Source organism: Gemmatimonadota bacterium, assembly GCA_040388535.1.
Classification (GTDB): Bacteria; Gemmatimonadota; Gemmatimonadetes; order Gemmatimonadales; family GWC2-71-9; genus Palsa-1233.
Map to the genome: position 1 here is coordinate 198840 of JAZKBR010000004.1, position 21705 is coordinate 220544.

Genomic DNA, 21705 nt, shown 5'->3' on the forward strand with positions numbered 1-21705 from the left:
GCCTCAGGCGCTCACGCGTCCGAAGCGGCGATCGCGGCGCTGAAAGTCGAGGATGGCGACGAAGAGATCATCGCGGGTGAAATCTGGCCAGAGCACCGAGGTGACGTGGAATTCGGCGTAAGCGAGTTGCCAGAGCAGGAAGTTCGAGACCCGCATCTCGCCCGAGGTGCGAACGAGCAGATCGGGATCCGGCACATCGGCGGTGTAAAGCTCCGCGGCGAACTTCGACTCGTCAATATCGGCCGGGGCGAGCGTGCCGCTTTGTACCATCTCGGCAAGATGCTGCGCGGCCCGCACGATTTCGGCGCGCGCTCCATACGAGATGCAGATGTTGAAGGCGAGGTTGGTGCCCCCGGCCGTGGCGGCCTCGATGCGGTCGACGGCGGCGCGAGCCGGCGCCGACAGCCGGGCGATGTCACCGAGCATCCGGACGGCCACCCCGCGTTGACGCAGCTCTTCGGCTTCCTTGCCGACGAACTCTTCGAGCAAGGCCATGAGCGCGTCGATTTCTGCGGGAGGGCGCTGCCAGTTTTCCTGCGAGAAGGCGAAGATGGTGAGAACGCGCACACCCGCGTGAAGGCATCCTTCCACGGTTTCGCGGACCGCGCCCATTCCTGCCTGATGCCCAGCCGACCGCGGCAGTCCACGCTCCTGCGCCCAGCGGCCATTGCCATCCATGATGATGGCAATATGCCGCGGGATGGCGCCGTGAAGGCGCACCTGTTCGAGAAGCGTGGCGTGCTCGCTGGTCACACTTCGAGGATCTCGGCTTCCTTGGCCTTGAAGAGCTCCTCGATCTGCTTGATCGCCTCGTCGGTGTGCTTCTGCACATCCTTCTCGGCGCGGCTCTTCTCGTCCTCGGGCACCTTCTCGACCTTCTTGATCTTCCCCATGGCGTCAGTCCGCGCGCCGCGCACAGAGACGCGGCCTTCTTCCACGAGCTTGCCGCAGATCTTGACCATCTCCTTGCGACGATCCTCGGAAAGCGCCGGCAGCGGCACGCGAATCACCCCGCCCTGCGGCTGCGGATTGAGTCCCATGTTCGCATCGCGGATGGCCTTGTCGATCGCGGCGGTCAGCCCCTTGTCGAAGGGCGTCACGGCCAGCATCCGTGGCTCCGGTGCGCTCACCATCGCCACCTGGTTCAGCGGCATCTGGGAGCCGTAGGCATCAACGCGAACCGAGTCGAGCATTCCCGGCGAGGCCTTGCCCGACCGGATGCCGCTCAGTTCACGCTTCGTGTTGTCGACGGCCTTCTGCATCCCTTCGCGGGATGCCTTCACGATTTCGGCGAGTGTCATCGGACGAGAGTCCCGACCCGTTCGCCGCTCAGGGTACGAGCAATGGCGCCGGGCTGATTGATGTTGAAGACGACGATCGGCAACGCATTGGCCTGGCAGAGCCCGAAGGCATTGGCATCCATCACGGCGTATCCATTGACGAGCGCGTCCTGGAAGGTGAGCTCGGTCAACAGGGTAGCATCGGCGTTCTTGCGCGGATCGGAAGTGTAGATGCCGTCGACGTTGGTCGCCTTGAGCACGACCTCCGCGTCCATCTCCAGGGCCCGCAGCACCGCAGCCGTATCCGTCGAGAAGTAGGGGTTGCCGGTGCCACCGGCGAAGATCACGATGCGGCCCTTTTCGAGGTGGCGCATCATCCGGCGACGGATGTAGGGCTCGGCCAGCGATTCCATGCGGATCGCGGTGAGCACCCGGGTCTCGACGCCCATCGTCTCGAGGACATTCTGCAGCGCCAGCGCGTTGATGACGGTGGCGAGCATTCCCATATAGTCGGCCGAGACTCGATCGAGTCCTTCGCGACTCGCGGTGGCCCCGCGAACGATATTGCCGCCGCCGACCACGAGGCCGAGCGAGACACCCATCGTGCTGACCTGCTTGATCTCTTCGGCGAGTGCCTCGACTACGGCGTAGTCGAGGCCCCCGTCCTTGTCCCCGGCCAGCGCCTCACCGGAGAGCTTCAGAAGAGCCCGGCGGTAGGCGACTGGCATCAGGCGGCCTCGCCGACCTTGAAGCGAGCGAAGCGAACCACCTTGGCGCCAGAGAGCTTTGCCACCAGGGCGCCGATCGTCACCGATTCATCCTTCACGAACGGCTGCTCGAGCAGGGCGCGCTCCTGGGCGAACTTCTTCACCTTGCCGTCGACGATCTTGGCGCGAATCGCCTCAGGCTTCCCTTCCGCCGCGACCTGCTCCTCGGCAATGCGACGTTCGCGGTCGAGCGTCTCGGCCGGGATGTCTTCCATCGCGACGGCAACCGGATCGGCCGACGCCACGTGCAGTGCAATTTCGCGAGCCAGCGCGAGGGCCGGTTCGCCAGTCGCGCCGGAGAGCTCGACCAGCACGCCGACCTGGCTGTTGTGGTGACGGTACTCGCCGACCACGCCGCCCGCGACGCCGAACTTGACCACCTGCTTCACGGTCATCGCTTCGCCGGTCTTGCCCGAGGCGAGCTTGACGACTTCGTCGATGCTCTTGCCGTCGAGCGTCTCCGCGAGGAAAGCCTCATGGGTGACGCTCACCGGGCTCTTCGCCTGGGCGTGCATCACCAGCTGCTTCGCGAGTGACTGGAAGTCCTCGTTGCGCGCGACGAAGTCGGTCTCGCAGTTGAGCTCGACCATCGCGCCGGTCGAACCATCGGCGGCGGTCTCGATCACGACGAGTCCCTGCGAGGCATCACGCCCGGCGCGCTTCTCGGCCTTGGCGATGCCCTTCTTCCGCAGCAGCTCAGAGGCCAGCGACATGTCGCCATTCGCCTCTTCGAGGGCCTTCTTGCAATCCATCATCCCGGCGCCAGTACGCGCGCGGAGCGCGGAGATGTCCTTGGTGTTGATCGTCATTGACATGTACGCTGCCTGAAGTGTCTGGTTCCGTGTGTGAAACCGCCGCCCGGGGCCCTGAAGCCCGACAGGCGGCGGAGTGACGCAAGCCCGGGAAAACCTTCCCGGTCAGGCGCCGGCGTCGCCCGGCGCTGCCGGATCGTGCTTCAACCGCGCGGCGATCGCCTCGGGGCGCGCCTTCCGCTTGCGGCGGGGGCGGCGCTTCTTGCGATCTTCGTCGGTCGCACCATCACCATCGCCAGCCGAGTAGGTCTCGTTGTCGTCATCGCCACCGGCGACTTCGCGGACCGGCATCGCCATGCGGGCTTCGCGGATCGCGTCGCAGAGCGCCGACGTGATCAGCGACACCGAGCGGATGGCGTCGTCGTTGCCCGGGATCGGCACCGTGATGGTGTCGGGGTCGGCGTTGGTGTCGACAATGGCCACGACCGGGATGCCGAGACGATTGGCTTCCTGGATCGCGATCTTTTCCTTCTTGGCGTCGACGATGAAGAGCGCGCCCGGCAGGCGGGTCATCATCTTGATCCCTTCGAGGTTGCGGGAGAGCTTCTCGCGTTCACGCGAGAACAGCAGCTGCTCCTTCTTGGTGTAGTTCTCGAAGTCGCCCTCGGCGGCACCCTGCTCGAGGTCGCGGAGACGCTTGATCTGCTTCTTGATCGTCTGGAAGTTCGTGAGGGTACCGCCGAGCCAGCGCTCGTTGACCCAGTGACACGATGCATTGCGTGCTTCGGCCTCGACGACGGCCTTGAGCTGACGCTTGGTGCAGACGAAGAGAATGTTCTCGCCCTTGAGCGCGATGGAGCGGACCAGTTCGGTCGCCATCGTGAGCTGCTTCAGGGTCTTCTGGAGGTCGATGAGATAAATGCCCGACCGCTCGGCGAAGATGAACTTGCGCATCTTCGGATTCCAGCGACGAGTCTGGTGACCGAAATGCGTGCCGGCGTCGAGCAGTTCCTGCAGGGTTGGCATAGCCATGAGTACAGACAGCTCCTTGGTGGTTAATGCTACCGCCTCCGTCATCTGCCGTTGCGACCCCGGAGGGCACCCGCATTGGCATCGGGAGGCGTGCGTCGTCGCGAACCAAAGTGGTGCGCGCGTGTCGTGCGTTGGCCGTTCACCGTCGGCCCGCGGGGGAGGTTCTCCCGGAACATCTCTCGGCGCCCGAATCCGGGCGCCGCGAGCGGCGCCCTTACATGGGCACCGCGGAAGCGACTAGCGCTTCGAGAACTGGAACTTCTTGCGGGCGCCAGGCTGGCCCGGCTTCTTGCGCTCGACGGCGCGCGGATCGCGCGTCAGGAGCCCAGCCGTGCGGAGCTTGGGGCGGTGCGCTTCATCAGCGTTGCAGAGGGCGCGCGCAATCGCGTGCCGCATCGCGCCGGCCTGGCCGCTCATCCCGCCGCCATCGACGTGCGCCTTGACGTCGAACGCGCCGAGCGTGTCGGTGGCCGTGAACGACTGCTGGATGTGCTGCACCAGCGACGGACGCGGGAAGTAATCGCCGAGGGTACGGCCGTTGACATCCCACTTGCCGGTGCCGGGCGTGATGTAGACGCGCGCGACGCTCGTCTTGCGGCGGCCGACGGCCTGCCAGCGGAGCGAATCAGAACTCATCAGTTGGCCTTCGCGTGAGCGACGGTGAGGGTCTTCGGCGTCTGCGCCTCGTGCGGATGCTCAGCGCCGCCATAGACCTTCAGCTTGGTGCGCAGCTTCTGCTTGGCGAGCGAGTTCTTCGGCAGCATGCCGAAGACGGCCTTTTCAATCACGCGGTCAGGATGCTTTGCGAGCACTTCCTGCGCAGGCGTGTGGGTGTCGTGACCCATGTAGCCGGTGTGACGGAAGTAGGTCTTCTGGCTCAGCTTGCGGCCGGTGAGCTTGACCTTGGACGCATTGAGCACGATGACGAAATCGCCACCGTCCATATGCGGCGTGAAGGTCGGCTTGTGCTTGCCGCGAATAATCTGGGCCACCGTGCTGGCCAGACGGCCGAGGGGCACGTCGGTCGCATCGACCACGTGCCAGTCGTGCTGCAGATCGCCAGCCTTGGCGGTATACGTCTTCATCGAGTCGCTTCCATCCACCGGGACGTCAAAAAACCACTTCGGACACAGACACGAAAGCTAAGCCCCTGTAACGGGTTGGGTCAAGCGGAGGGGGGCGAAATGGCCCCCGACGGGGCCCGGAAGGCTAGTGCGGGCGGGGCCGGCGGGATGGAGGAGGCGGCGGCCCCTGCACCACCAGGAGGGCATTCCCGACGGTCCGGGGTCCGCCGGCATCGGAGGGGCGGTTCACCACCTCGCCTGCGACCACCAGAGTCGTCGACCCACCGCCATCCAGGTTGACCGCCTCGAACGCCCCCAAGGTCAGCATCAGCTGGGAGAGCTCCATCAGATCCATCCCGGCGCTGCCCGGTTGGCGCCCGTCTACGGTCACCAGGAGCAGGGTGGTGCTGTCGCGGGTAAAGCCAATCGCGCTCCTGGGGTGACGCAGCCGGAGGTTGGCGTTGGTCCCCTCGGCGTCGGCAAGGGCGGTGTCAGCGATCCCCTTGCCGTGGACCACCAGTCGGGGCAGCCCACCTACCAGCGTCGCCAGCTTCCCCCGATCAGGCAAAACCGAGGCGAGGAAGCGGACGGGCGTCCCGGGGGGCCCAAGCGCGACGAGACGATTCCGGGCGGTCGCGCCACCGACCAGGACCGCCCTCCCCGCCAATGAACTTCCGCCCCCCGAGCGGACAGTGTCCGCCACCTGGAAGAGCACCGTGTCCCCGGGATGGCCGACCGGAGTGAGCGGCACATCGAAAAGGACTCGCCCGGCGCTGTCTCGCGGGGTGCTGGCCCCGTACCGCTGGGTGAAGAGCGTGACCCCGTCGGCGCCGGGTGCGGCATTCAGTCCATCAAGCGCGAACTCCGGATATCGGCGTGAGGAAACCGTACCGACCCAGCTGAACCGCTCGATCAGCGGTCGGCCCGCTTGAGTGAGCGCAAACTGGGAGTGACTCGGTGCAGCGGTTGGCCAGGCACGAAGCCCGCGCCACCAATTCCCTTCGACCACGAAGTTATTGATCGGCGCGCCATCCGAGAGCTGGAAAAAGTCGGCGTTGATCGCCGCGAGAACCTGTTCCCCGTCCCGCTGGTGGCGTGCGGCGATCTCAGCCACGGTCTCGCGGCCGAGAAAGGTGTCCTTGGCGTGCGCGGCCTGCACCGCCAGGCCAGGCGTGTCGAGACGGACCGTGACCACATTGATGTTCCACGGGACGCTGTTCACGACCAGGCGGCGGTGCGTCACCCCCGGTGCGACCTGCCGGGTGAAGGTGGAGTCAAAGGTCTGCGCGCGCAGTGCGGCAGGCGAGGTCAACACGCCCAGCACCGACCAGCGCCACACCGCATGCCATGTCACGGAACCAGTTCGAGCAGGACCTGACCTTTCTCGACGGCCTGCCCGGCCGCGACGCGGATGCCACGCACCGTCCCGGCCGCGGGCGCCTTGAGCTCATTCTCCATCTTCATCGCTTCGAGAACCACGAGGCCAGCGCCGGCCGCCACCACGTCGCCCTCGCTCACGGCGATGCGCACCACGAGGCCGGGCATCGGTGCCTTCAGCACTCCCCCGCTAGTGGCGCTCTTCCCCGCTCCCGCGAGCGAGCGGATATGCCGACTGCGTTCGTCTTCAATGCCTACGTCACGCACCGCACCACGGTCGACCAGCCGCCACATGCCGTCCTCGAAGCCATCGACGGCGAGTGCGTGGGAACGACCGGCGATCGTGAGGCGGACTTCGGGAGAACCGGGCACACGCAGCAGTTGCACCGGCATCACCGTGCCATCGACCGTGGCATGATCGCCATCGAGGTCGACCGTGAGTTCGCGTCCACCGATGCTGACAAAGTATTTCACAGGCGCTCCAGCAAGGCGATGCTTTCAAGATGCGCGGTCTGAGGGAACTGATCGAAAGCCGCGACATGCACCAGCCGGTACTGTCCAGCAAGTCTGCTGATGTCGCGGGCAAGGGTCGCCGCGTCGCACGAAATGTAGGCGACGAGCCGCGCTCCCGAGCCGCCGATCGCGGTGGTAACGGCGATGTCCATCCCGGTGCGTGGCGGATTGGTGATGATGGCACCTGGCGGCTTCAATTCCGGAATTCGCTCCTCGGCGCGCCCCGCCAGTCGCCTTGCGCCGGCTGGCCCGACCCGCTCGGCATACGCGACTGCACGCGCATCCAGCTCGATGCTCTCGACCGAGGCGCCTCGTGCCTGCAGAGCCGCCGTGGTTTCACCGACACCGGCGTACAAATCCCAGACGTGTACCCCGCCGACATTGCCAAGGGCATCAAGGGCCGTCTCGCGCACCAGCCGGCCCATCGCAGGATGGATCTGCTCGAAGACTGTTGCCGGCCACGGATCAAGGCTCCCGGCCACTGCGCGTGGTGCGCCGCCTTCGGGATGCCACCAGACAACGGCCTCGACGCCCGCCGCCTTGAGGCGTGCATGCAGCTTGCCGCCGTGACGCCACGCTTCATCGCCATCAGTTCGCACCACGACGTGCAGCGAATCGTCGCGATCGCGGCGCAGGACGATACGTGTGGCGTTGGCTGGCAGTGTGGTGCGCGCCGACCGCAGGGCCTGGTGCAACCGACGCACAGCCGGCTCGGCCAGCAGGCAGTCGCGCACATCGAAGACGCGCGTGGCATCGCCAACGCGGTAGTAGCCGATGGCACCCTTGGAAACAGCGAAAGTCACCTTGGCGCGGTAACCGAGTTGCACCGGGGATGGCGTCACGGCGGGATCGGCAACATCAAGCTTCGCGATCCGTCGCAGGGCATCGCCCGCGTTGCGCGCCTTGACCTCGCGCTGCAATTCCGGGGTGAGATGCATCAACTGGCAGCCACCGCACCGATCGACGACGTAATGCGGGCACGGCGGCGTGACCCGGCCAGGACCGTGGGTCAGGATCTCGGCGATCTCCGCACGGGCAAATCGGGCGTGGGTCCGCACCGAACGCAGTTGCAGCCGGTCGCCAGGCGCCGCGCGCGGAATGAAGACCGTTCGGCCATCGTCGAGCGTGGCCACCCCGTCACCGCCAGCAGCAATCCCCCGGACCATCACTTCCGGCAATGCCGAACTCACCGAAGCCCTTCCCGGCGTGCGACGTCGCGCCACCGCGAGCCCGCAGCCGGGACACTTCCCATCGCGCCAGTCGTTGCCTCGCCCACGAGGGGGCGTCGGGTGCCGCGTCGTTCGTGCTCAAGTAGTGCCGCCGCAATCGCCAGGCGCTGGAGGGTTGGCTCGTCTTCTTCGCTGGTAAGCAAGTCGGGGCGCCGCTCGAGAAACTGGATGTCGATGTTGCCAGCGACAAAATCGGCGTCGTTGAAGAGTCGCCGGTGGAACGGAACATTGGTTGCCACGCCGACCACGACAAGTTCATCGAGTGCGCGGCGCATCGCTTCGATCGCGCGCTTCCGATCGGCTCCACGGACGATCAGCTTCGCCAGCATCGAGTCGTAGTAGAGGGTGACTTCGCTGCCGCTTTCGACGCCGCTGTCCCAGCGCACACCCGCACCGCCCGGTGCGCGCAGCCAGCGGATCACGCCGGAACTCGGCAGCAACCCATTCGACGGGTCTTCGCTCGTGATGCGGCACTCGATCGACCAGCCACGTGGTTGGAGCGGGCCGTGGGGAATCGACATCGCGTCGCCTCTGGCAATGCGAAGCTGCTCGCGCACGAGGTCGACGCCGTAGACTTCCTCGGTCACCGGATGCTCGACCTGGATCCGGGTGTTCATCTCGAGGAAGTAGAAGGAGCCGTCTGCGGCTAGCAGGAACTCGCAGGTACCGGCACCGCGGTAGCCCACGGCTTGTGCCGCCGCTACTGCGGCCGCTCCCATCCGTTCGCGAAGCGCCGGGTCAACAGCCACCGATGGCGCTTCTTCGACCAGCTTCTGGTGGCGGCGTTGCACCGAACATTCGCGCTCACCCACGTGAATCGTGCGCTCGTGATCGGCCAGCACCTGGATCTCGACGTGCCGCGGCAGCTCGATGTATTTCTCGAGATAGACGCTGCCATCTCCGAAGGCCTTCAACGCTTCACTCGCGGCAGTCGTCAGGGCCGAGGGGAGTTCGGCGGGCTCCCGCACCACGCGCATTCCCTTCCCGCCGCCGCCGGCCGCAGCCTTCACGAGCACCGGGTAACCGAGTTCAGCGGCGAGGGTGCCAGCGATGATCGGGTCGGTGAGCGGAGCGACGGCGCCGGGAACGATCGGCACACCCGCCGCGGCCATCAATCGACGGGCACTTGTCTTGTCGCCCATCGCGGCGATGGCGCTCGCGGGCGGGCCGATGAAGATCAGCCCCGCGTCGACGACCGCTTGCGCGAACGCCGCGCGTTCGGAAAGGAAACCGTAACCCGGGTGAATCGCGTCGGCGCCGGCGAACCGGGCCGCGGTCAGCAGTCGGTCGATGTCGAGATAGCTCTGGGCCGGCGGGGCGGCGCCGATATGCACGGCGATATCGGCCGCGCGAACAAACGGGGCGTGGCGATCGGCATCGGAGTAGACCGCGACCGCCTCGAGTCCCTCATCGTGGCAGGCGCGGATGATGCGCAGCGCGATCTCGCCTCGATTGGCAATCAGGACCCGTCGGATGATGCCTGCAGTCATCGCGGGCAGGATGCGATGGTCGGCAGGCCCTGCGCGTCGCTCGCCGCAAAGAGCGACTGGCAGAGCGACTGGTTGCGACGCGCTGCAAGATCGTAGATGTCGCGGACGGCTTCACTCCAGACGGAGCCCGCGAGCCCGGCCCGTGCCAGCTGATGCACGCTCAGGGCCTCTTCGCCCTTGATGGCCGCGGGACCTGCGGTCAGCACCAGCCGTACGGCGCGCCATTCCAGCGCCGGGGCCGTGACGGAATCCACTGATGGCGTGAGGCAGATCGGGCGATTGACGCTGGCCCGCAACAGCGCGATCGGCAATTCGGCAGTGGAATCCACATCGAGTGCGCGCGCCATGGCATTCCGGTACCGCGAGTCCCACGAGTAGAGATCGGGGCGCAGCAGGATCAGGTCGGGGCGCGACCCTTCGAGAAGGCGAGTGCCCCACGCGGAGGCCGTCTCGACCATCGACCCGGTCACCAGTACTCCGCCACGTGGGCACGAGGCGAGGAGATTGCGCCCGAGTTCACTCAGCACACCCGGGAGCGGCACTTCGTCCGGCGCGAGCCCGCGACCAACAGCTTCGACCCAGCCACTCTGCTCGACGCGATTGGTGATGCGCTCCACCGCGGCAAGTACCCGATGCACGTTGCCGGAATCCGTCATCAACTGCTGGGACTGCTCGAACGCCGCCCCTGCAAAGTCGAGAAGCAACGGACCCGACGGTTCTGCCTGATGCCCTTCGCGGTGCCACCGTTGGGCGTCCGCGAGATAGATCCGGCCAAGAAAGAGCCAGGCGCGACCGTCGTTCGGTTGCTCGGCGAGATGCTGACCGAGGAGGTCCGTCGCGGCCGCGCGACGCCCATCCCGGAGGAGCACTTCCGCACGCTGTACCGCACTCCCGTTCGCCGTGGTGGCTACCACGGGAGTCTGGGCCGCACTCGCAGCGACGCCGACTCCGGTGATCACCAGGAGGGCAAGGCTCGCACGCAAGCTACCGCGCAACAGGAGAGGGTTCAGAGTGGAATGCATCCGTGTTTCTTGGGCGGGTTCCGGTCGCGCTTGGCGCCGAGGGTCTGCAGTGCATCAATCAGGCGGGGCCGAGTGTCCCGGGGATCGATGACATCATCAATGTAACCACGCGCCGCCGCCTGGTAGGGGGTCGCAAAGGCGTCGGTATAGGCCGACGTCTTGGCCGCCGCTTCCGCCGCGGGGTCGGCCGCCTTGGCAATCTCTTCCTTGTAGAGGATCTCCACCGCCCCCTTCGGCCCCATCACCGCGATCTCGGCCGTCGGCCACGCGAGGTTGAGGTCGCCGCGAATGTGCTTCGAACTCATCACGTCGTACGCCCCGCCGTAAGCCTTTCGCGTGATAACGGTGAGCTTTGGAACGGTTGCCTCGCAATAGGCATAAAGCAGCTTCGCCCCGTGCCGAATGATCCCGCCATGTTCCTGGCCCACCCCCGGCAGGAAGCCGGGGACATCCACGAAGGTGACGATGGGAATGTTGAAGGCATCACAGAACCGGATGAACCGGGCCGCCTTGACCGAGGAGGAGATGTCGAGCACACCGGCCAGGATGGCGGGCTGGTTGGCGACCACGCCCACCGAGCGGCCCCCGAGGCGTGCGAAGCCGGTGAGGATGTTGCCTGCGAAGGCCGGCATCACCTCGAAGAACTTGCCATCGTCGACCACCAGGCGGAGCACCTCGTGCATATCGTAGGGGGTGCTGGCGCTCTCCGGAATCAGTTCGAGGAGTCGTTCCTCGCGGCGATCGACGGGGTCGGAGACTGCAAGCGCTGGGGGATCATCGACGTTGTTCGACGGGAGGTAGCCGATCAATTCACGAATCGCCGCGAGACACTCGGCTTCGGAAGCGTGCACGAAGTGCGCGACGCCTGACGTCTCGGCGTGGACATCGGCGCCGCCGAGGTCATCAAAGCTGACGTCCTCGTGTGTCACCGTCTTCACGACGTTGGGGCCGGTCACGAACATGTAGCTGACGCCGCGCACCATGAAGACGAAATCGGTGATGGCAGGCGAATAGACGGCGCCACCCGCACAAGGCCCAAGGATCGCGGAAATCTGAGGCACCACGCCGGAGGCCAGCGTGTTGCGCAGGAAGATGTCGGCATATCCGCCGAGCGATGCCACGCCTTCCTGGATGCGCGCCCCACCCGAGTCATTGAGGCCGATCATCGGCGCGCCGTTCCGGAGGGCGAGTTCCATCACCTTGCAGATCTTCGCCGCGTGCGTTTCGGAGAGCGAGCCCCCGAATACCGTGAAATCCTGCGAGAAGACATAGATCAGCCGACCATCGACCCGACCCCACCCAGTCACCACACCATCACCCAGTGGACGATTCTGCTCGATACCGAACTCGGTCGCGCGATGGGTCACGAAGCGATCGAGCTCCACGAAGGAGCCTGGGTCGAGGAGCAGGTCGAGCCGTTCGCGGGCCGACAGCTTCCCCTTCTTGTGCTGCTGGGCGATGCGGTCGGCACCCCCGCCCTGTTCGCTGAGGGCCTGGCGATGGTGCAGATCGTCGAGGCGCGCCTGAATGTCTGTCATGGTGACCGGAATCTAGCCACGGCGGCGGATACGGGAGTCCCCCTCAGAAATCGCCGCCCGCAACCGACAACATCTTCCATGAATACCCCTCTTCCGGGCTCGGGAGCGTCATCCCCACCGCCAGGCGAGAACTGGGGGCGCTGGAACGCGCTCACGGTTCTCGGACTCGTCCTTCTGATGGCCCTCTCGCGCGGGGGGGCCCTCAAGGTGCATGGCCCCGTCGCCCTGATGGGGATGGTCCTGGTCGTTTCGGGCACCTGGGCGCTGTTGTCCGTCCGGCGGCACGATCGTCATCTTCGCGCGGCGCTTGCACTCGACGAAGAGCGGCTCCGGCGGACGATCGACGACGCTCCGATCGGCTTGGCGCTCGTGGGGCTGGACGGCCGCTTTCATCGGGTCAACGCCACGCTCTGTCAGATCGCGGGCTACAGCTCCGAGGAGCTGCTGCAGAAGCGTTTTCACGACATCACCATCGCCGAGGACCTCCCGGGCGACGTGACACTCCTCGAGCGCACCCTGGCCGGTGAGATCCCGGGCTACACCCTCGAAAAGCACTATCGCCACCGGGACGGACATCCCGTCCCGATCGAGTTGCACGTGTCGCTCGTGCGTGGAATGCACGACGAGCCACAGCACTTCATCTCGCAGGTCGTCGACCTCACCGAGCGACGCCGCAGTGAAGCGGCACTCCGGCAGAGTGAACGCGAATTCGCCACGCTGGCGCGCAATGCCGACGACCAGATCATCCGGTATGATGCCGAGGATCGCTATCTCTACGCCAATCCTGCGGCGCTCGCCATCGTCCGTCGCGACCTGGCCGACGTCGTCGGACGCTCGCACGCGGAGCTGGGCATTCCTCCCGCCGTTGCTGCCGAGTGGCAGGAGCGGAACGCCGAAGTGCGTGCCCGCCGCGAGACCGTGGAACGCGAAGTCAGTGTGCCACGCCCTGAGGGCCAGCGCATCTTCGCGTCGAAGGCCACGCCGGAATACGACAGCTCCGGACGGATGACGTCGATCCTGGTCGTCGCGCGGGACGTGACCGATGCGCGTCGTGCCGAAGCGGCACTGCGCCGCCAGGAAGCTCGTTTCGCGGCCCTCGTGGAGGATGCCGACGATCCCATCGTGCGCTACGACGGGCAGCTCCGCATCGCTTACATGAACAACGCCATGGGCCGCGTGATTGGCCGGCCCGCCGTGAGCACGGTCGGGCAGCCTGTGGGAGCCTTCACACCGGACCCGCTCCTCAAGGCACAGTGGATGGCCAAGGTCGGCGAAGTATTCAACTCTGGCCAGAGCGACTCGTTCGATTTTTCGATGCACACCGCCGATGGGTCATACCGGCGCTTCGCCTGCCGCTTCACGGCAGAACTCGGGAGCGATGGCCGGCCGGTTGGTGTCTTCGCGATCGCCCGCGACTTCACTGCACAACACCTGATCGAGACGACCCTGCGTCACCGCGACGAGGAACTGTCGGCGCTGCTCAAGAGCGCCGAAGATGTGATCTCGACCTTTGATCGCTCGTGTCGCCATATCTTCGTCAACTCCTCGGTAAAGCTCGCCACCGGCTTTCCGCCGGAGCACTTCATCGGTCGCACCCTGACCGAAGCCGGTATGCCGCGGCCGCTGGTCGAGCAGTGGGAGAGGGAGATCACTACGGTTTTCGAGAGCGGCAAGCCTGCCTCGGCCGAATTCGCCTTCCCTTCCCCGGTTGGCCTGCTCCACGTCCTCTCGCGGCTTTCACCGATCCGGGATGCCGACGGGAACGTGGAGTCCGTGCTGGTGATTTCGCGCAACCTGACCGAGAAGAAACGGGCCGAACTGGAGCGCGAGGAGCTGCTCGAGAAGCTGACTCGAAGCCAGGCCGCCGTGAAGACCCTCAAGGGCTTGCTGCCGACCTGCGCCTGGTGTCACAAGATTCGCGATGAGCGTGGCGAGTGGGAACAGATGGAGAGCTACATCTCGCGAAAGACGGACGCCGAGTTCAGTCACGGACTCTGTCCGTCGTGCGCGGTCACGGTCCTCGAGACACCCTAGCAGTTCCAGCCACAATGGGAAGCGCCACGGGCGGCCTGGAATGTTCTCCAGACCGCCCGTGCTGTTTCAGCAACGCCCGGCGAGGTTACTCGCCGTTGTCCTCGGCGGCCTTCGCCGCTTCCGCTGCACGAGCGGCTTCGGCCACAGCGGCCGCGACCTGCTCGGGCGACGGGATGCCGTCTTCCGGGTATTCGATGATCGCCACCACCACGCGGTGATGGATCGGATCGACTTCGAGGATCCGGACGATCACCTGCTGCTGCAGGACGACCGCATCTTCCGGATTCTGTTCCTGGCCGATACCCATCTGCGAGACCGGGGCGAAGCCTTCGATGTCGTTGCCGAGATCGAGCACGATGCCCTTGTCGACCGGGCGGAGCACGGTGGCCCGGAGCTCGGTGCCGACCGGCAGCTTCTCGCCGATCGTGAGCCACGGATCATCGGTCGCCTGCTTCAGGCCGAGCGAGATGCGCTTGTTGTCGGAATCGATGTTGAGGATGATGACATCAACGCCATCGCCCTTCTTGACGACTTCCGACGGATGCTGCACGCGCTTGGTCCACGACATGTCCGAGATGTGGATCAGGCCGTCGATGCCCGGCTCGATTTCGACGAACGCGCCGAACGAAGTCAGGTTGCGGACCTTGCCCGAGATGCGGGTGCCGACCGGGTACTTGAGCGGGAGGATCATCCACGGGTCCTGCTCGGTCTGCTTCATGCCGAGCGAGATCTTCTCTTCGCTCTCGTCGACCTTGAGCACCACCGCGTCGATCGTCTCACCGATGGAGACAATCTTCGACGGATGACGGACGTTGCGGGTCCAGCTCATCTCGGAGATGTGCACCAGGCCTTCAATGCCCGGCTCCAGCTCGACGAAGGCGCCGTAGTTGGTGATCGAGACCACCTTGCCCTGCACGCGCGAACCGACCGGATACTTCTCGGCCACGTTCTGCCACGGGTAGGACTGGAGCTGCTTCATCCCGAGCGAAATGCGCTCACGCTGCCAGTCGATGTCGAGGATCTTGACTTCGACTTCGCGGCCGATGCCGACCAGCTCGCTCGGATGCGAGACGCGACCGTACGACATGTCGGTGATGTGGAGCAGGCCGTCGACGCCGCCGAGATCGATGAATGCACCGAAATCGGTGATGTTCTTGACGATGCCCTTCCGGACCTGACCGACTTCGAGCTCCTTCATCAGGTGCTCGCGCTTGTGCGCCCGCTCGTTCTCCAGTATGACACGGCGCGAGACGACGATGTTGCGCCGGCGCTTGTTGAGCTTGATGATCTTGAACTCGTAGGTCGAGCCGAGGAGTTCGTCAATGTTCGGCACCCGGCGCAGTGCGATCTGCGAGCCGGGGAGGAAGGCATCAACGCCCATCAGGTTCACCACGACACCACCCTTGATCTTCTTCATCAGGGTGCCCTCGACCGGCTGATCGGACTCGTGCGCCATCCGGATCTTCTCCCAGACGCGCATGAAGTCGGCCTTCTTCTTCGAGAGGACGACCGCGCCTTCCTGGTCTTCGAGGTGCTCGAGGAAGACCTCGACCTCATCGCCGACCTGGAGATTCTGCGGGTCCTTGAACTCGTCGAGCGGGACCGAGCCTTCCGACTTGAAGCCGACGTCGAGGATGACGGCATTCTCGGTGACGCGGAGCACCTTCGACTTGACGATCTCTCCCTCGGCGATCTGCGACATCGTCCCTTCGTACAGGGCGAGCATCGTCTCGTATTCGTCGTTGGAATAGTCTTCGTCGTACAGGTCGGCGCGCACGCGCAGGCCGGTAGGCGTCGCGAACGGAATCGCGGCGGAAGTCGGGGTCTCGTCGGTGGTCATGGTATCAGACATTCGGGTAGGGTCCTGGAACTGCGACTGCGGGAAGCCGCGCGACGTTCCGCACGGGGCGAGGAGGGTTCCTCGAAGGCGGCCCGAAACGGTTTCAGGCCAGCCTTCAAGAATAGCGTCCCGTCAGGCGGGCAGCAACCCGCGATCCCGCGCCAGCCCGACGATTCGCTCGACCTGCTGGCCCAGCGTGAGGGCCGTGCTGTCGACCAGGACGGCGTCGGGGGCCTGGACCAGGGGCGCCACCGGCCGGGCCGCATCGCGGCGGTCGCGCTCGGCCAGGGTCGCGGCCTCTCGGAGGAGCTGGCCGGCGTCCACCTGGTCGCCCCGCTGCAGCAATCTCCGCAGCGCCCGGGCTTCCGGGGAGGCAGTGAGGAAGACCTTGAGAGGGGCGTCCGGAAAGACGACAGAGCCGATATCGCGGCCATCCAGGACCGCTCCCCCGGCCGCCGCCACCCCGGACCGCAATTGCTGATTGACCCAGTCGCGCAGGAGTGGGTGGCCCGCCACCCTCGAGGCCCCCGCGCTCACTTCCGGGGTCCGCAAGATTTGATCAATGTCTCGTCCGGCCGCCCGCACCTCCAGGGCGCCACCGATGTGTTCCAGGGCGATCCCGGCCTTGATCGCGGCGCGAAGGATCCGCTCGGGATCCTCGGTCCCTTCTTCCAGCGACACCCAGGCGAGAGCCCGATAGAGAGCGCCGGTATCGACGTGGGTCAGGCCGAGCCGGGCCGCGACTGCCGCGCCTGTGCTCGATTTGCCTGACGCGGACGGCCCATCGATCGCCACCACGCGAACGGCGGTCACGCAGCAACCTGTGACAGCCGCTCGAGTGCGTCGGCAAAGCCGGGAAAGGACACGGCGGCGCAGGCCGGGTCGTCGATGTCGATCCGCGAACCCGCGCCGCGGCCGAGAACCGCAAAGGCCATCGCAATCCGGTGGTCGCCGCCGGTGACCACCCGGCCGGCGAGAGGTGCCTCGCTTCCCACCACCACCAGATCGTTCCCTTCTGCGGCTGCGGAGACCCCGACCGCTCTCAGGTTGCTGACCATCAAGGCCAATCGATCGCTTTCCTTCACGCGGAGCTCCTCGACCGAACGGAAGCGGGAAGTCCCCGAGGCCCTCGCCGCGAGGCATGCCAGAATGGGAATCTCGTCTATCACGCCAGGGATAGCTCCGGCCGGCACATCGACGGCACTGAGCCGGGAAGCGACGGCAACCAGATCTCCCATCGGTTCCCCAAGCGGTGTGTGGACCCCCTCCGCCGTGACCCTCCCCCCCATCTGTCGCATGATGTCGAGGAATCCGATTCTGGACGGATTCAGCCCGACGCCGGTTATCCGAATCTCACCCGACTCGGCCAGCAAGGCGGCCGCGACGAGGAAGGCGGCCGAGGAGGGGTCGCCTGGGACGGCCAGTTCGAAAGGGACCAGGCGGCCCGTCGGGGCGAAGCGCAGGATTCCTTCGCGCGACGCCACTTCGAAGCCGAAGTGCTGGAGCAGCCGCTCCGTGTGGTCGCGGGTGGGAGCCGGTTCGTGCAGAGTGACTTCCACGCCGCCGGTCAGGCCGGCCAGCAACAAGGCGCTCTTGATCTGGGCCGAGGCGACTGGCATCTGCCAATCGAGCGGGGCAAGGCTTCCGCCCGTAATCCGGAGCGGCAAGCCGTCTCGCCCCCCATCGTCGATGGAGGCCCCCATCTGCATCAGGGGTCCGGTGACCCTGCGCATGGGCCGGCGGCGAAGTGACCCATCGCCAGTCAGCGTCGCCGGGAAGGGGTGGCCGGCCAGCAGCCCGAGCATCAGGCGGGTTGTGGTCCCGGAATTGCCGCACTGGAGCGCGCTGGGCGGGGGTGAGAAGCGTGGGTTTCCCCGCACCCTGACGGATGTTCCGGTTCGCACGGGCGAAATGCGAGCCCCGAGCAGCCGGAGGACGGCGGCAGTCGAGCGCGCGTCGAGCGAGGTGAGCGCCCCGGTGATCCGGGACTCCCCCGGAGCGAGCGCGGCGAGCATCAGGGCACGATGCGTGATGCTCTTGTCACCGGGGACAGTATGCGACCCGGCGACGCGTTCCCGAGGGGCCATGAAGGGGATGGTGCTCCCGAAGAAGACGTCAGGGGTGAAATCGAGCCACGGAATCGTATCTTTCTCTGGCGTGGTGAACAACCGCGCCCCCGCTCACACGACCGTCCACGGAACCCGATGACTTCACCCGCGACTGCGACATTCCCCGACGCCTGGCTTGGCGCGCCTCTAGTCGAGGCCGGCCTCGTTCCCGAGGCTCGACTTGCCACCCTGGCGCCGTCCGGGAAGGGTCGGCTGTGGACAGCAGTCGTTGACGCCGGCCTTGCCACCGATGCCGCGATTGCGGGCCTGCTCGCCGCGAAGTTCCGGTTGCCTGTCGCGGACCTGAGCAGCGTTGATTCACGCGCCGCGACGGTCCTGCCCGAGGCGGCCGCGCGCAAGTACCATGTCGTCGCACTGTCGCTGGACGAGAAGTCGGTCCGTCTTGCCACGGCCGACCCCAATGATCTCTCCGCCGAACAGAGTCTGGGCTTCCTGACCGGTCGTGATGTCAAGATGGAAGTGGCATCTCCGAGCGCGATCGCCGAGAAGCTGGACGAGTGCTACCGCCCGGAAAACAGCATCAATCGATTGCTCCAGGGTCTCTCCCCTGCCTCGATCGAACTCGAAGCCCAGGTGGATGTCGAGGATCGCGATCCGGCCCTCGATGCGCCGATGTCCAAACTGGTGGATGCGATGATCGCTGATGCGGTTCGGATCGGCGCCAGCGATGTGCACAGCGAGATCGAGGGCGCCCACGTCATCGTGCGCTACCGGGTCGACGGCATCCTGCGCGAAGTGATGCGCCTCCCGGAAGCGGCCGGTGCGTCGCTCGTGCGGCGCGTCAAGATCGTTTCGGGCCTCGACGTCACCAACTCGATGACCCCGCAGGATGGTCGCAGTTCGGCGCGTGTCGATGGCCAGCAGGTCGACCTGCGCGTCGCCACGGCACCGGTCGCGCGGCGCGGCGAAAAGCTGGTCATCCGAATCCTCAACAAGTCGAACCTTCGCGCATCGATTCCGGAACTGCATCTTCCTCCCGACGAGGAAGCAGTGCTGATGCGGATGCTCGGCCACCGCGAAGGAATGGTCCTCGTCACCGGACCGACCGGATCGGGCAAGACCACCACGCTCTACGCGGTCCTGAATCACCTGCGCACCGGCAAGGTCAACATCGTCACCGTCGAAGATCCGGTGGAATACGATGTCGACGGCATCTCCCAGATGCAGGTCAATGAAGCGCAGGGCTTCACCTTCGCCACGGCGCTCCGGTCAGTACTGCGTCAGGACCCGGACATCGTTCTCGTCGGTGAAATCCGCGATGGCGAGACGGCGACGATCGCGATCCAGGCGGGACTCACCGGTCACTTCGTCTTCTCGACGCTCCACACCAATGACGCCGTGTCGGCGGTCGTGCGGCTGCGGGACATGGGGGTCGACTCGTTCAAGATCGGCACCGTGCTTCGCGGCATCCTGGCCCAGCGGCTGGTGCGCCGCATCTGCGAGCGCTGCGCCGAACCGATGCCGCTCGAGGAGATCCCGGAGGAAGGGCGGCCACCCGCGAGCTACACAGGCAAGTTCACGCCGCGCCGCGCGCCCGGATGCAAGGCCTGCAGCGGCAGCGGATTCAAGGGACGAGTCGCGGTGATGGAGCTGTTGCCGGTCGAGGGAAATGTCGGCCGGCTCATCGAGACTGGCGCTCCGCAAAACCAGATTCTCGAAGCGGCGGTGCCGCACGGGATGCGCACTCTCTGGCAAAGCGGCCTGGTGCGCTTCTGGCTCGGCATGACTTCGTTCGAAGAGGTGCGCCGCGTACTCGGCGACACCGACCGCGGCGCCAGCGAAGAGACGACGCAGGAGGCCGCGGCGATGGCCACCAGCAAACGGGCGCCAGCGCGTCAACCGACCACGACGTCACCCGATGGTACCGGTGCCACCGTATTGCTGGCCGACGACGATGCGCAGATGCGCCGACTCCTTCGCACCGTGCTCGAACGGGAAGGTTTCAAGGTGATCGAGGCGACCGATGGCCTCGAAACACTCGAGGCGATCGACACGCAGGGCATCGACCTCGTGCTGCTTGACCATGACATGCCGCGACTGACCGGGCTGGGCGTGCTCGAAGAACTGCGGGCACAGATGGCAACGTCGGGACTGCCGGTCATCATGCTCACAGCGCGTACCGACGATACTGAAAGCCAGGCGCTCGAACTCGGCGCCCAGGACTACCTCACGAAGCCCGTTCAACCGCGGTCGCTCGTGGCCCGCGTGAAGGCCGTGCTCAAGCGCACAAGGATGGAGTGAACGTGGCGAAGATCCTGATCGTGGAAGACAGCCCCGACAACATGAAGCTCTTCCGCACGCTGCTCGTGCTGAAGGGACACGAAGTCCACGGCTTGCCAGGCGGCGAGGAGTTGTTCAGCACGCTGTCGGCCGGGCTCCCGGAGCTCGTCCTGATGGATATCCAGATGCCGGGCAAGGACGGCTTTGCGCTGCTCGCAGAAATCCGCGCATCGGAATTCCGCGACCTTCGCGTCATTGCGCTGACTGCCCACGCCATGTCTGGTGATCGGGAAAAGGCCATGTCGGCCGGGTTCGATGGCTACATCACCAAGCCGATCGACATCCGGCTCTTCCCGGAACAGGTGCTCAAGGCGCTCGCGGGAGAATCGCCGCAGGATGGCTAAGGAACGGGGCCTCCGCCGTGCCGGAGGGAAGCGCCTCAGCGAAGCGGGTTCCTCCCGACTCCTCCAGCAGATCCAGGCGGAGGTTCTCGAGGAACTTGAGGTCCACGCCGCGGCCGCGTCGGTCCCGGTCGCGCCGCAGACGGCGCCCAGCGGCTGGCTCGCTGGCGCGCTGCTTACCTGGATCCTCGTCGCCGCGCTTCTGATATTCCGTCCCGGCTTTACTCGCGGCCCGGCAGACACCCCGGTCGCGCTGCCACCTTCGCTACATGAAGCCTCGAATCGGTACGGCATCTGGCTCGCCGATGGTGCCGTTCGCCGGTTCTTCGCGGCGAATCACCGGATGCCATCGTTTCTTGGCGAGGCAGGTGTCAGCGACACGACCCTGCGGATGCGGGTGACGGGAGAGCGGACCTACGAGTTGCAGGCGGGTGAGGGAGAGACGCTGCTGAGCTTTGCGAGTGGTAGCTCGATCGATGCATTCCTCGGCGAAAGCATCAGCCTGCTGCGAGGCGAGTGACGACTACCAGCAGGCCACCGTCCCGGGCCGCACGATCAGTCGATGCGGCGACGCTTCGGGTGGGCCGCGGAAGATGCCGCAGGTTGCCGGAGAAGTCGTCAGCAACGAGTCGCCGACCACTGCATTCCACGATTCAGCGGACTGGCTCTCGAACCTGAGCTGCACACCGGGAGAAGGGGTAAAGCCGAGCGTGTCTCCTGCGCTCGTCGTGCCGAGTGCGAGGGCGTAGCGGCCTGTGTGCGAGTACCACTCCGACTGGGCCTGATCGAGTCGGAGGAGTTCGGCGCGAACGGCGTCGTGTCGCCGACCGTCTTCCCGGCGAGCGATCGCGCTGGACAGAATCATCCAGACGATGGCGGCCCCGCCGAGCGCGGTCAGAGTCATCAGGGTAAAGGTCCAGGGCCGGGCCGGCGTGTTGGGAGTCGCAGTGGGAAGGGTCATGTCGTGAAAAGCTCGCTCGGCGTCAGGGCGAAAGGAACCAGTCGAATCGAAGGAGA

General features: G+C 66.0%; 21 protein-coding genes. 4 read left to right on the forward strand and 17 right to left on the reverse strand.

Annotation, left to right across the window (positions count from 1 at the left end; translation table 11 throughout):
- Window positions 1-3 precede the first annotated feature (3 nt).
- From V4558_10820 to V4558_10880, 13 genes are all read right to left on the reverse strand, one after another.
- Window positions 4-753, reverse strand: a complete 750-nt coding sequence (locus tag V4558_10820; GenBank protein MES2305995.1) for an isoprenyl transferase — start codon at window positions 751-753, stop codon at window positions 4-6.
- Window positions 750-1301, reverse strand: a complete 552-nt coding sequence (frr, locus tag V4558_10825) for a ribosome recycling factor (GenBank protein MES2305996.1) — start codon at window positions 1299-1301, stop codon at window positions 750-752. Before frr ends, V4558_10820 begins: the two co-directional genes overlap by 4 nt.
- Complete coding sequence (gene pyrH / locus V4558_10830; protein ID MES2305997.1) at window positions 1298-2008, reverse strand: UMP kinase; 711 nt, start codon at window positions 2006-2008, stop codon at window positions 1298-1300. The genes frr and pyrH overlap by 4 nt, the downstream gene beginning before the upstream one ends.
- Window positions 2008-2856 (reverse strand): translation elongation factor Ts, encoded by an 849-nt coding sequence (tsf, locus tag V4558_10835; protein ID MES2305998.1) that lies wholly within the window; start codon window positions 2854-2856, stop codon window positions 2008-2010. The genes pyrH and tsf overlap by 1 nt, the downstream gene beginning before the upstream one ends.
- A 108-nt stretch (window positions 2857-2964) precedes the next feature.
- Entirely contained in the window at window positions 2965-3831 is an 867-nt protein-coding gene (gene rpsB, locus V4558_10840; GenBank protein ID MES2305999.1) for a 30S ribosomal protein S2, read from the reverse strand.
- A 237-nt stretch (window positions 3832-4068) separates the two neighbouring features.
- Complete coding sequence (gene rpsI / locus V4558_10845; protein MES2306000.1) at window positions 4069-4467, reverse strand: 30S ribosomal protein S9; 399 nt, start codon at window positions 4465-4467, stop codon at window positions 4069-4071.
- A complete protein-coding gene (gene rplM, locus V4558_10850) occupies window positions 4467-4916 on the reverse strand; it encodes a 50S ribosomal protein L13 (protein MES2306001.1) in 450 nt (149 codons plus the stop codon). The genes rpsI and rplM overlap by 1 nt, the downstream gene beginning before the upstream one ends.
- A gap of 124 nt (window positions 4917-5040) precedes the next feature.
- Complete coding sequence (locus V4558_10855) at window positions 5041-6249, reverse strand: phosphodiester glycosidase family protein (GenBank protein ID MES2306002.1); 1209 nt, start codon at window positions 6247-6249, stop codon at window positions 5041-5043.
- On the reverse strand, window positions 6246-6746 hold the full coding sequence (locus V4558_10860; protein MES2306003.1) for a biotin/lipoyl-containing protein: 501 nt from the start codon (window positions 6744-6746) through the stop codon (window positions 6246-6248). The genes V4558_10855 and V4558_10860 overlap by 4 nt, the downstream gene beginning before the upstream one ends.
- Window positions 6743-7975, reverse strand: a complete 1233-nt coding sequence (locus tag V4558_10865) for a hypothetical protein (GenBank protein MES2306004.1) — start codon at window positions 7973-7975, stop codon at window positions 6743-6745. Before V4558_10865 ends, V4558_10860 begins: the two co-directional genes overlap by 4 nt.
- Window positions 7972-9504, reverse strand: coding sequence for an acetyl-CoA carboxylase biotin carboxylase subunit (locus tag V4558_10870; protein MES2306005.1), 1533 nt, complete (start codon window positions 9502-9504; stop codon window positions 7972-7974). Before V4558_10870 ends, V4558_10865 begins: the two co-directional genes overlap by 4 nt.
- A complete protein-coding gene (locus V4558_10875; protein ID MES2306006.1) occupies window positions 9501-10499 on the reverse strand; it encodes a hypothetical protein in 999 nt (332 codons plus the stop codon). The genes V4558_10870 and V4558_10875 overlap by 4 nt, the downstream gene beginning before the upstream one ends.
- A gap of 11 nt (window positions 10500-10510) precedes the next feature.
- Window positions 10511-12064 (reverse strand): acyl-CoA carboxylase subunit beta, encoded by a 1554-nt coding sequence (locus V4558_10880; GenBank protein MES2306007.1) that lies wholly within the window; start codon window positions 12062-12064, stop codon window positions 10511-10513.
- Window positions 12065-12142: 78 nt separating this feature from the next.
- Here V4558_10880 and V4558_10885 point away from each other — a divergent pair, with 78 nt between their 5' ends.
- Window positions 12143-14098 carry a PAS domain S-box protein gene (locus tag V4558_10885; protein MES2306008.1) on the forward strand — a complete coding sequence of 652 codons (1956 nt, stop codon included), beginning with the start codon at window positions 12143-12145 and terminating at the stop codon, window positions 14096-14098.
- 85 nt (window positions 14099-14183) lie between these two features.
- Here V4558_10885 and V4558_10890 read toward each other — a convergent pair whose 3' ends face one another.
- From V4558_10890 to aroA, 3 genes are all read right to left on the reverse strand, one after another.
- Window positions 14184-15950, reverse strand: coding sequence for a 30S ribosomal protein S1 (locus tag V4558_10890; GenBank protein MES2306009.1), 1767 nt, complete (start codon window positions 15948-15950; stop codon window positions 14184-14186).
- Between the two features lie 120 nt (window positions 15951-16070).
- Window positions 16071-16751, reverse strand: a complete 681-nt coding sequence (gene cmk / locus V4558_10895) for a (d)CMP kinase (protein ID MES2306010.1) — start codon at window positions 16749-16751, stop codon at window positions 16071-16073.
- Complete coding sequence (gene aroA, locus V4558_10900; GenBank protein ID MES2306011.1) at window positions 16748-18025, reverse strand: 3-phosphoshikimate 1-carboxyvinyltransferase; 1278 nt, start codon at window positions 18023-18025, stop codon at window positions 16748-16750. Before aroA ends, cmk begins: the two co-directional genes overlap by 4 nt.
- A gap of 117 nt (window positions 18026-18142) precedes the next feature.
- On the opposite strand from aroA, the gene V4558_10905 reads away from it, so the two are divergent.
- Genes V4558_10905 through V4558_10915 form a run of 3 tightly spaced genes read left to right on the forward strand, consistent with a single transcriptional unit; the run spans window position 18143 to window position 21208 of the window.
- Entirely contained in the window at window positions 18143-20308 is a 2166-nt protein-coding gene (locus V4558_10905) for an ATPase, T2SS/T4P/T4SS family (GenBank protein ID MES2306012.1), read from the forward strand.
- Window positions 20309-20310: 2 nt separating this feature from the next.
- Window positions 20311-20691 carry a response regulator gene (locus tag V4558_10910; GenBank protein ID MES2306013.1) on the forward strand — a complete coding sequence of 127 codons (381 nt, stop codon included), beginning with the start codon at window positions 20311-20313 and terminating at the stop codon, window positions 20689-20691.
- The gene (locus V4558_10915) at window positions 20684-21208 is read left to right on the forward strand and encodes a hypothetical protein (protein MES2306014.1); all 525 of its coding nucleotides are present in this window, start codon (window positions 20684-20686) and stop codon (window positions 21206-21208) included. The genes V4558_10910 and V4558_10915 overlap by 8 nt, the downstream gene beginning before the upstream one ends.
- Window positions 21209-21211: 3 nt before the next feature.
- Here the strand turns inward: V4558_10915 and V4558_10920 are convergent, their stop codons facing one another.
- Window positions 21212-21649: a hypothetical protein gene (locus V4558_10920; protein MES2306015.1), complete on the reverse strand. Its 438-nt coding sequence runs from the start codon at window positions 21647-21649 to the stop codon at window positions 21212-21214.
- Between the last annotated feature and the right edge of the window lie 56 nt (window positions 21650-21705).

Excerpts from the sequence above, each read along its gene's own strand:
- V4558_10885 (MES2306008.1), top strand. The coding sequence starts at position 12,143 with ATGAATACCCCTCTTCCGGGCTCGGGAGCGTCATCCCCACCGCCAGGC.
- V4558_10920 (MES2306015.1), bottom strand. The coding sequence starts at position 21,649 with ATGACCCTTCCCACTGCGACTCCCAACACGCCGGCCCGGCCCTGGACC.
- rpsI (MES2306000.1), bottom strand. The coding sequence starts at position 4,467 with ATGAGTTCTGATTCGCTCCGCTGGCAGGCCGTCGGCCGCCGCAAGACG.
- pyrH (MES2305997.1), bottom strand. The coding sequence starts at position 2,008 with ATGCCAGTCGCCTACCGCCGGGCTCTTCTGAAGCTCTCCGGTGAGGCG.
- V4558_10905 (MES2306012.1), top strand. The coding sequence starts at position 18,143 with ATGACTTCACCCGCGACTGCGACATTCCCCGACGCCTGGCTTGGCGCG.
- rpsB (MES2305999.1), bottom strand. The coding sequence starts at position 3,831 with ATGGCTATGCCAACCCTGCAGGAACTGCTCGACGCCGGCACGCATTTC.
- V4558_10915 (MES2306014.1), top strand. The coding sequence starts at position 20,684 with ATGGCTAAGGAACGGGGCCTCCGCCGTGCCGGAGGGAAGCGCCTCAGC.
- V4558_10880 (MES2306007.1), bottom strand. The coding sequence starts at position 12,064 with ATGACAGACATTCAGGCGCGCCTCGACGATCTGCACCATCGCCAGGCC.
- aroA (MES2306011.1), bottom strand. The coding sequence starts at position 18,025 with ATGGCCCCTCGGGAACGCGTCGCCGGGTCGCATACTGTCCCCGGTGAC.
- V4558_10870 (MES2306005.1), bottom strand. The coding sequence starts at position 9,504 with ATGACTGCAGGCATCATCCGACGGGTCCTGATTGCCAATCGAGGCGAG.
- tsf (MES2305998.1), bottom strand. The coding sequence starts at position 2,856 with ATGACGATCAACACCAAGGACATCTCCGCGCTCCGCGCGCGTACTGGC.
- rplM (MES2306001.1), bottom strand. The coding sequence starts at position 4,916 with ATGAAGACGTATACCGCCAAGGCTGGCGATCTGCAGCACGACTGGCAC.
- frr (MES2305996.1), bottom strand. The coding sequence starts at position 1,301 with ATGACACTCGCCGAAATCGTGAAGGCATCCCGCGAAGGGATGCAGAAG.
- V4558_10890 (MES2306009.1), bottom strand. The coding sequence starts at position 15,950 with ATGTCTGATACCATGACCACCGACGAGACCCCGACTTCCGCCGCGATT.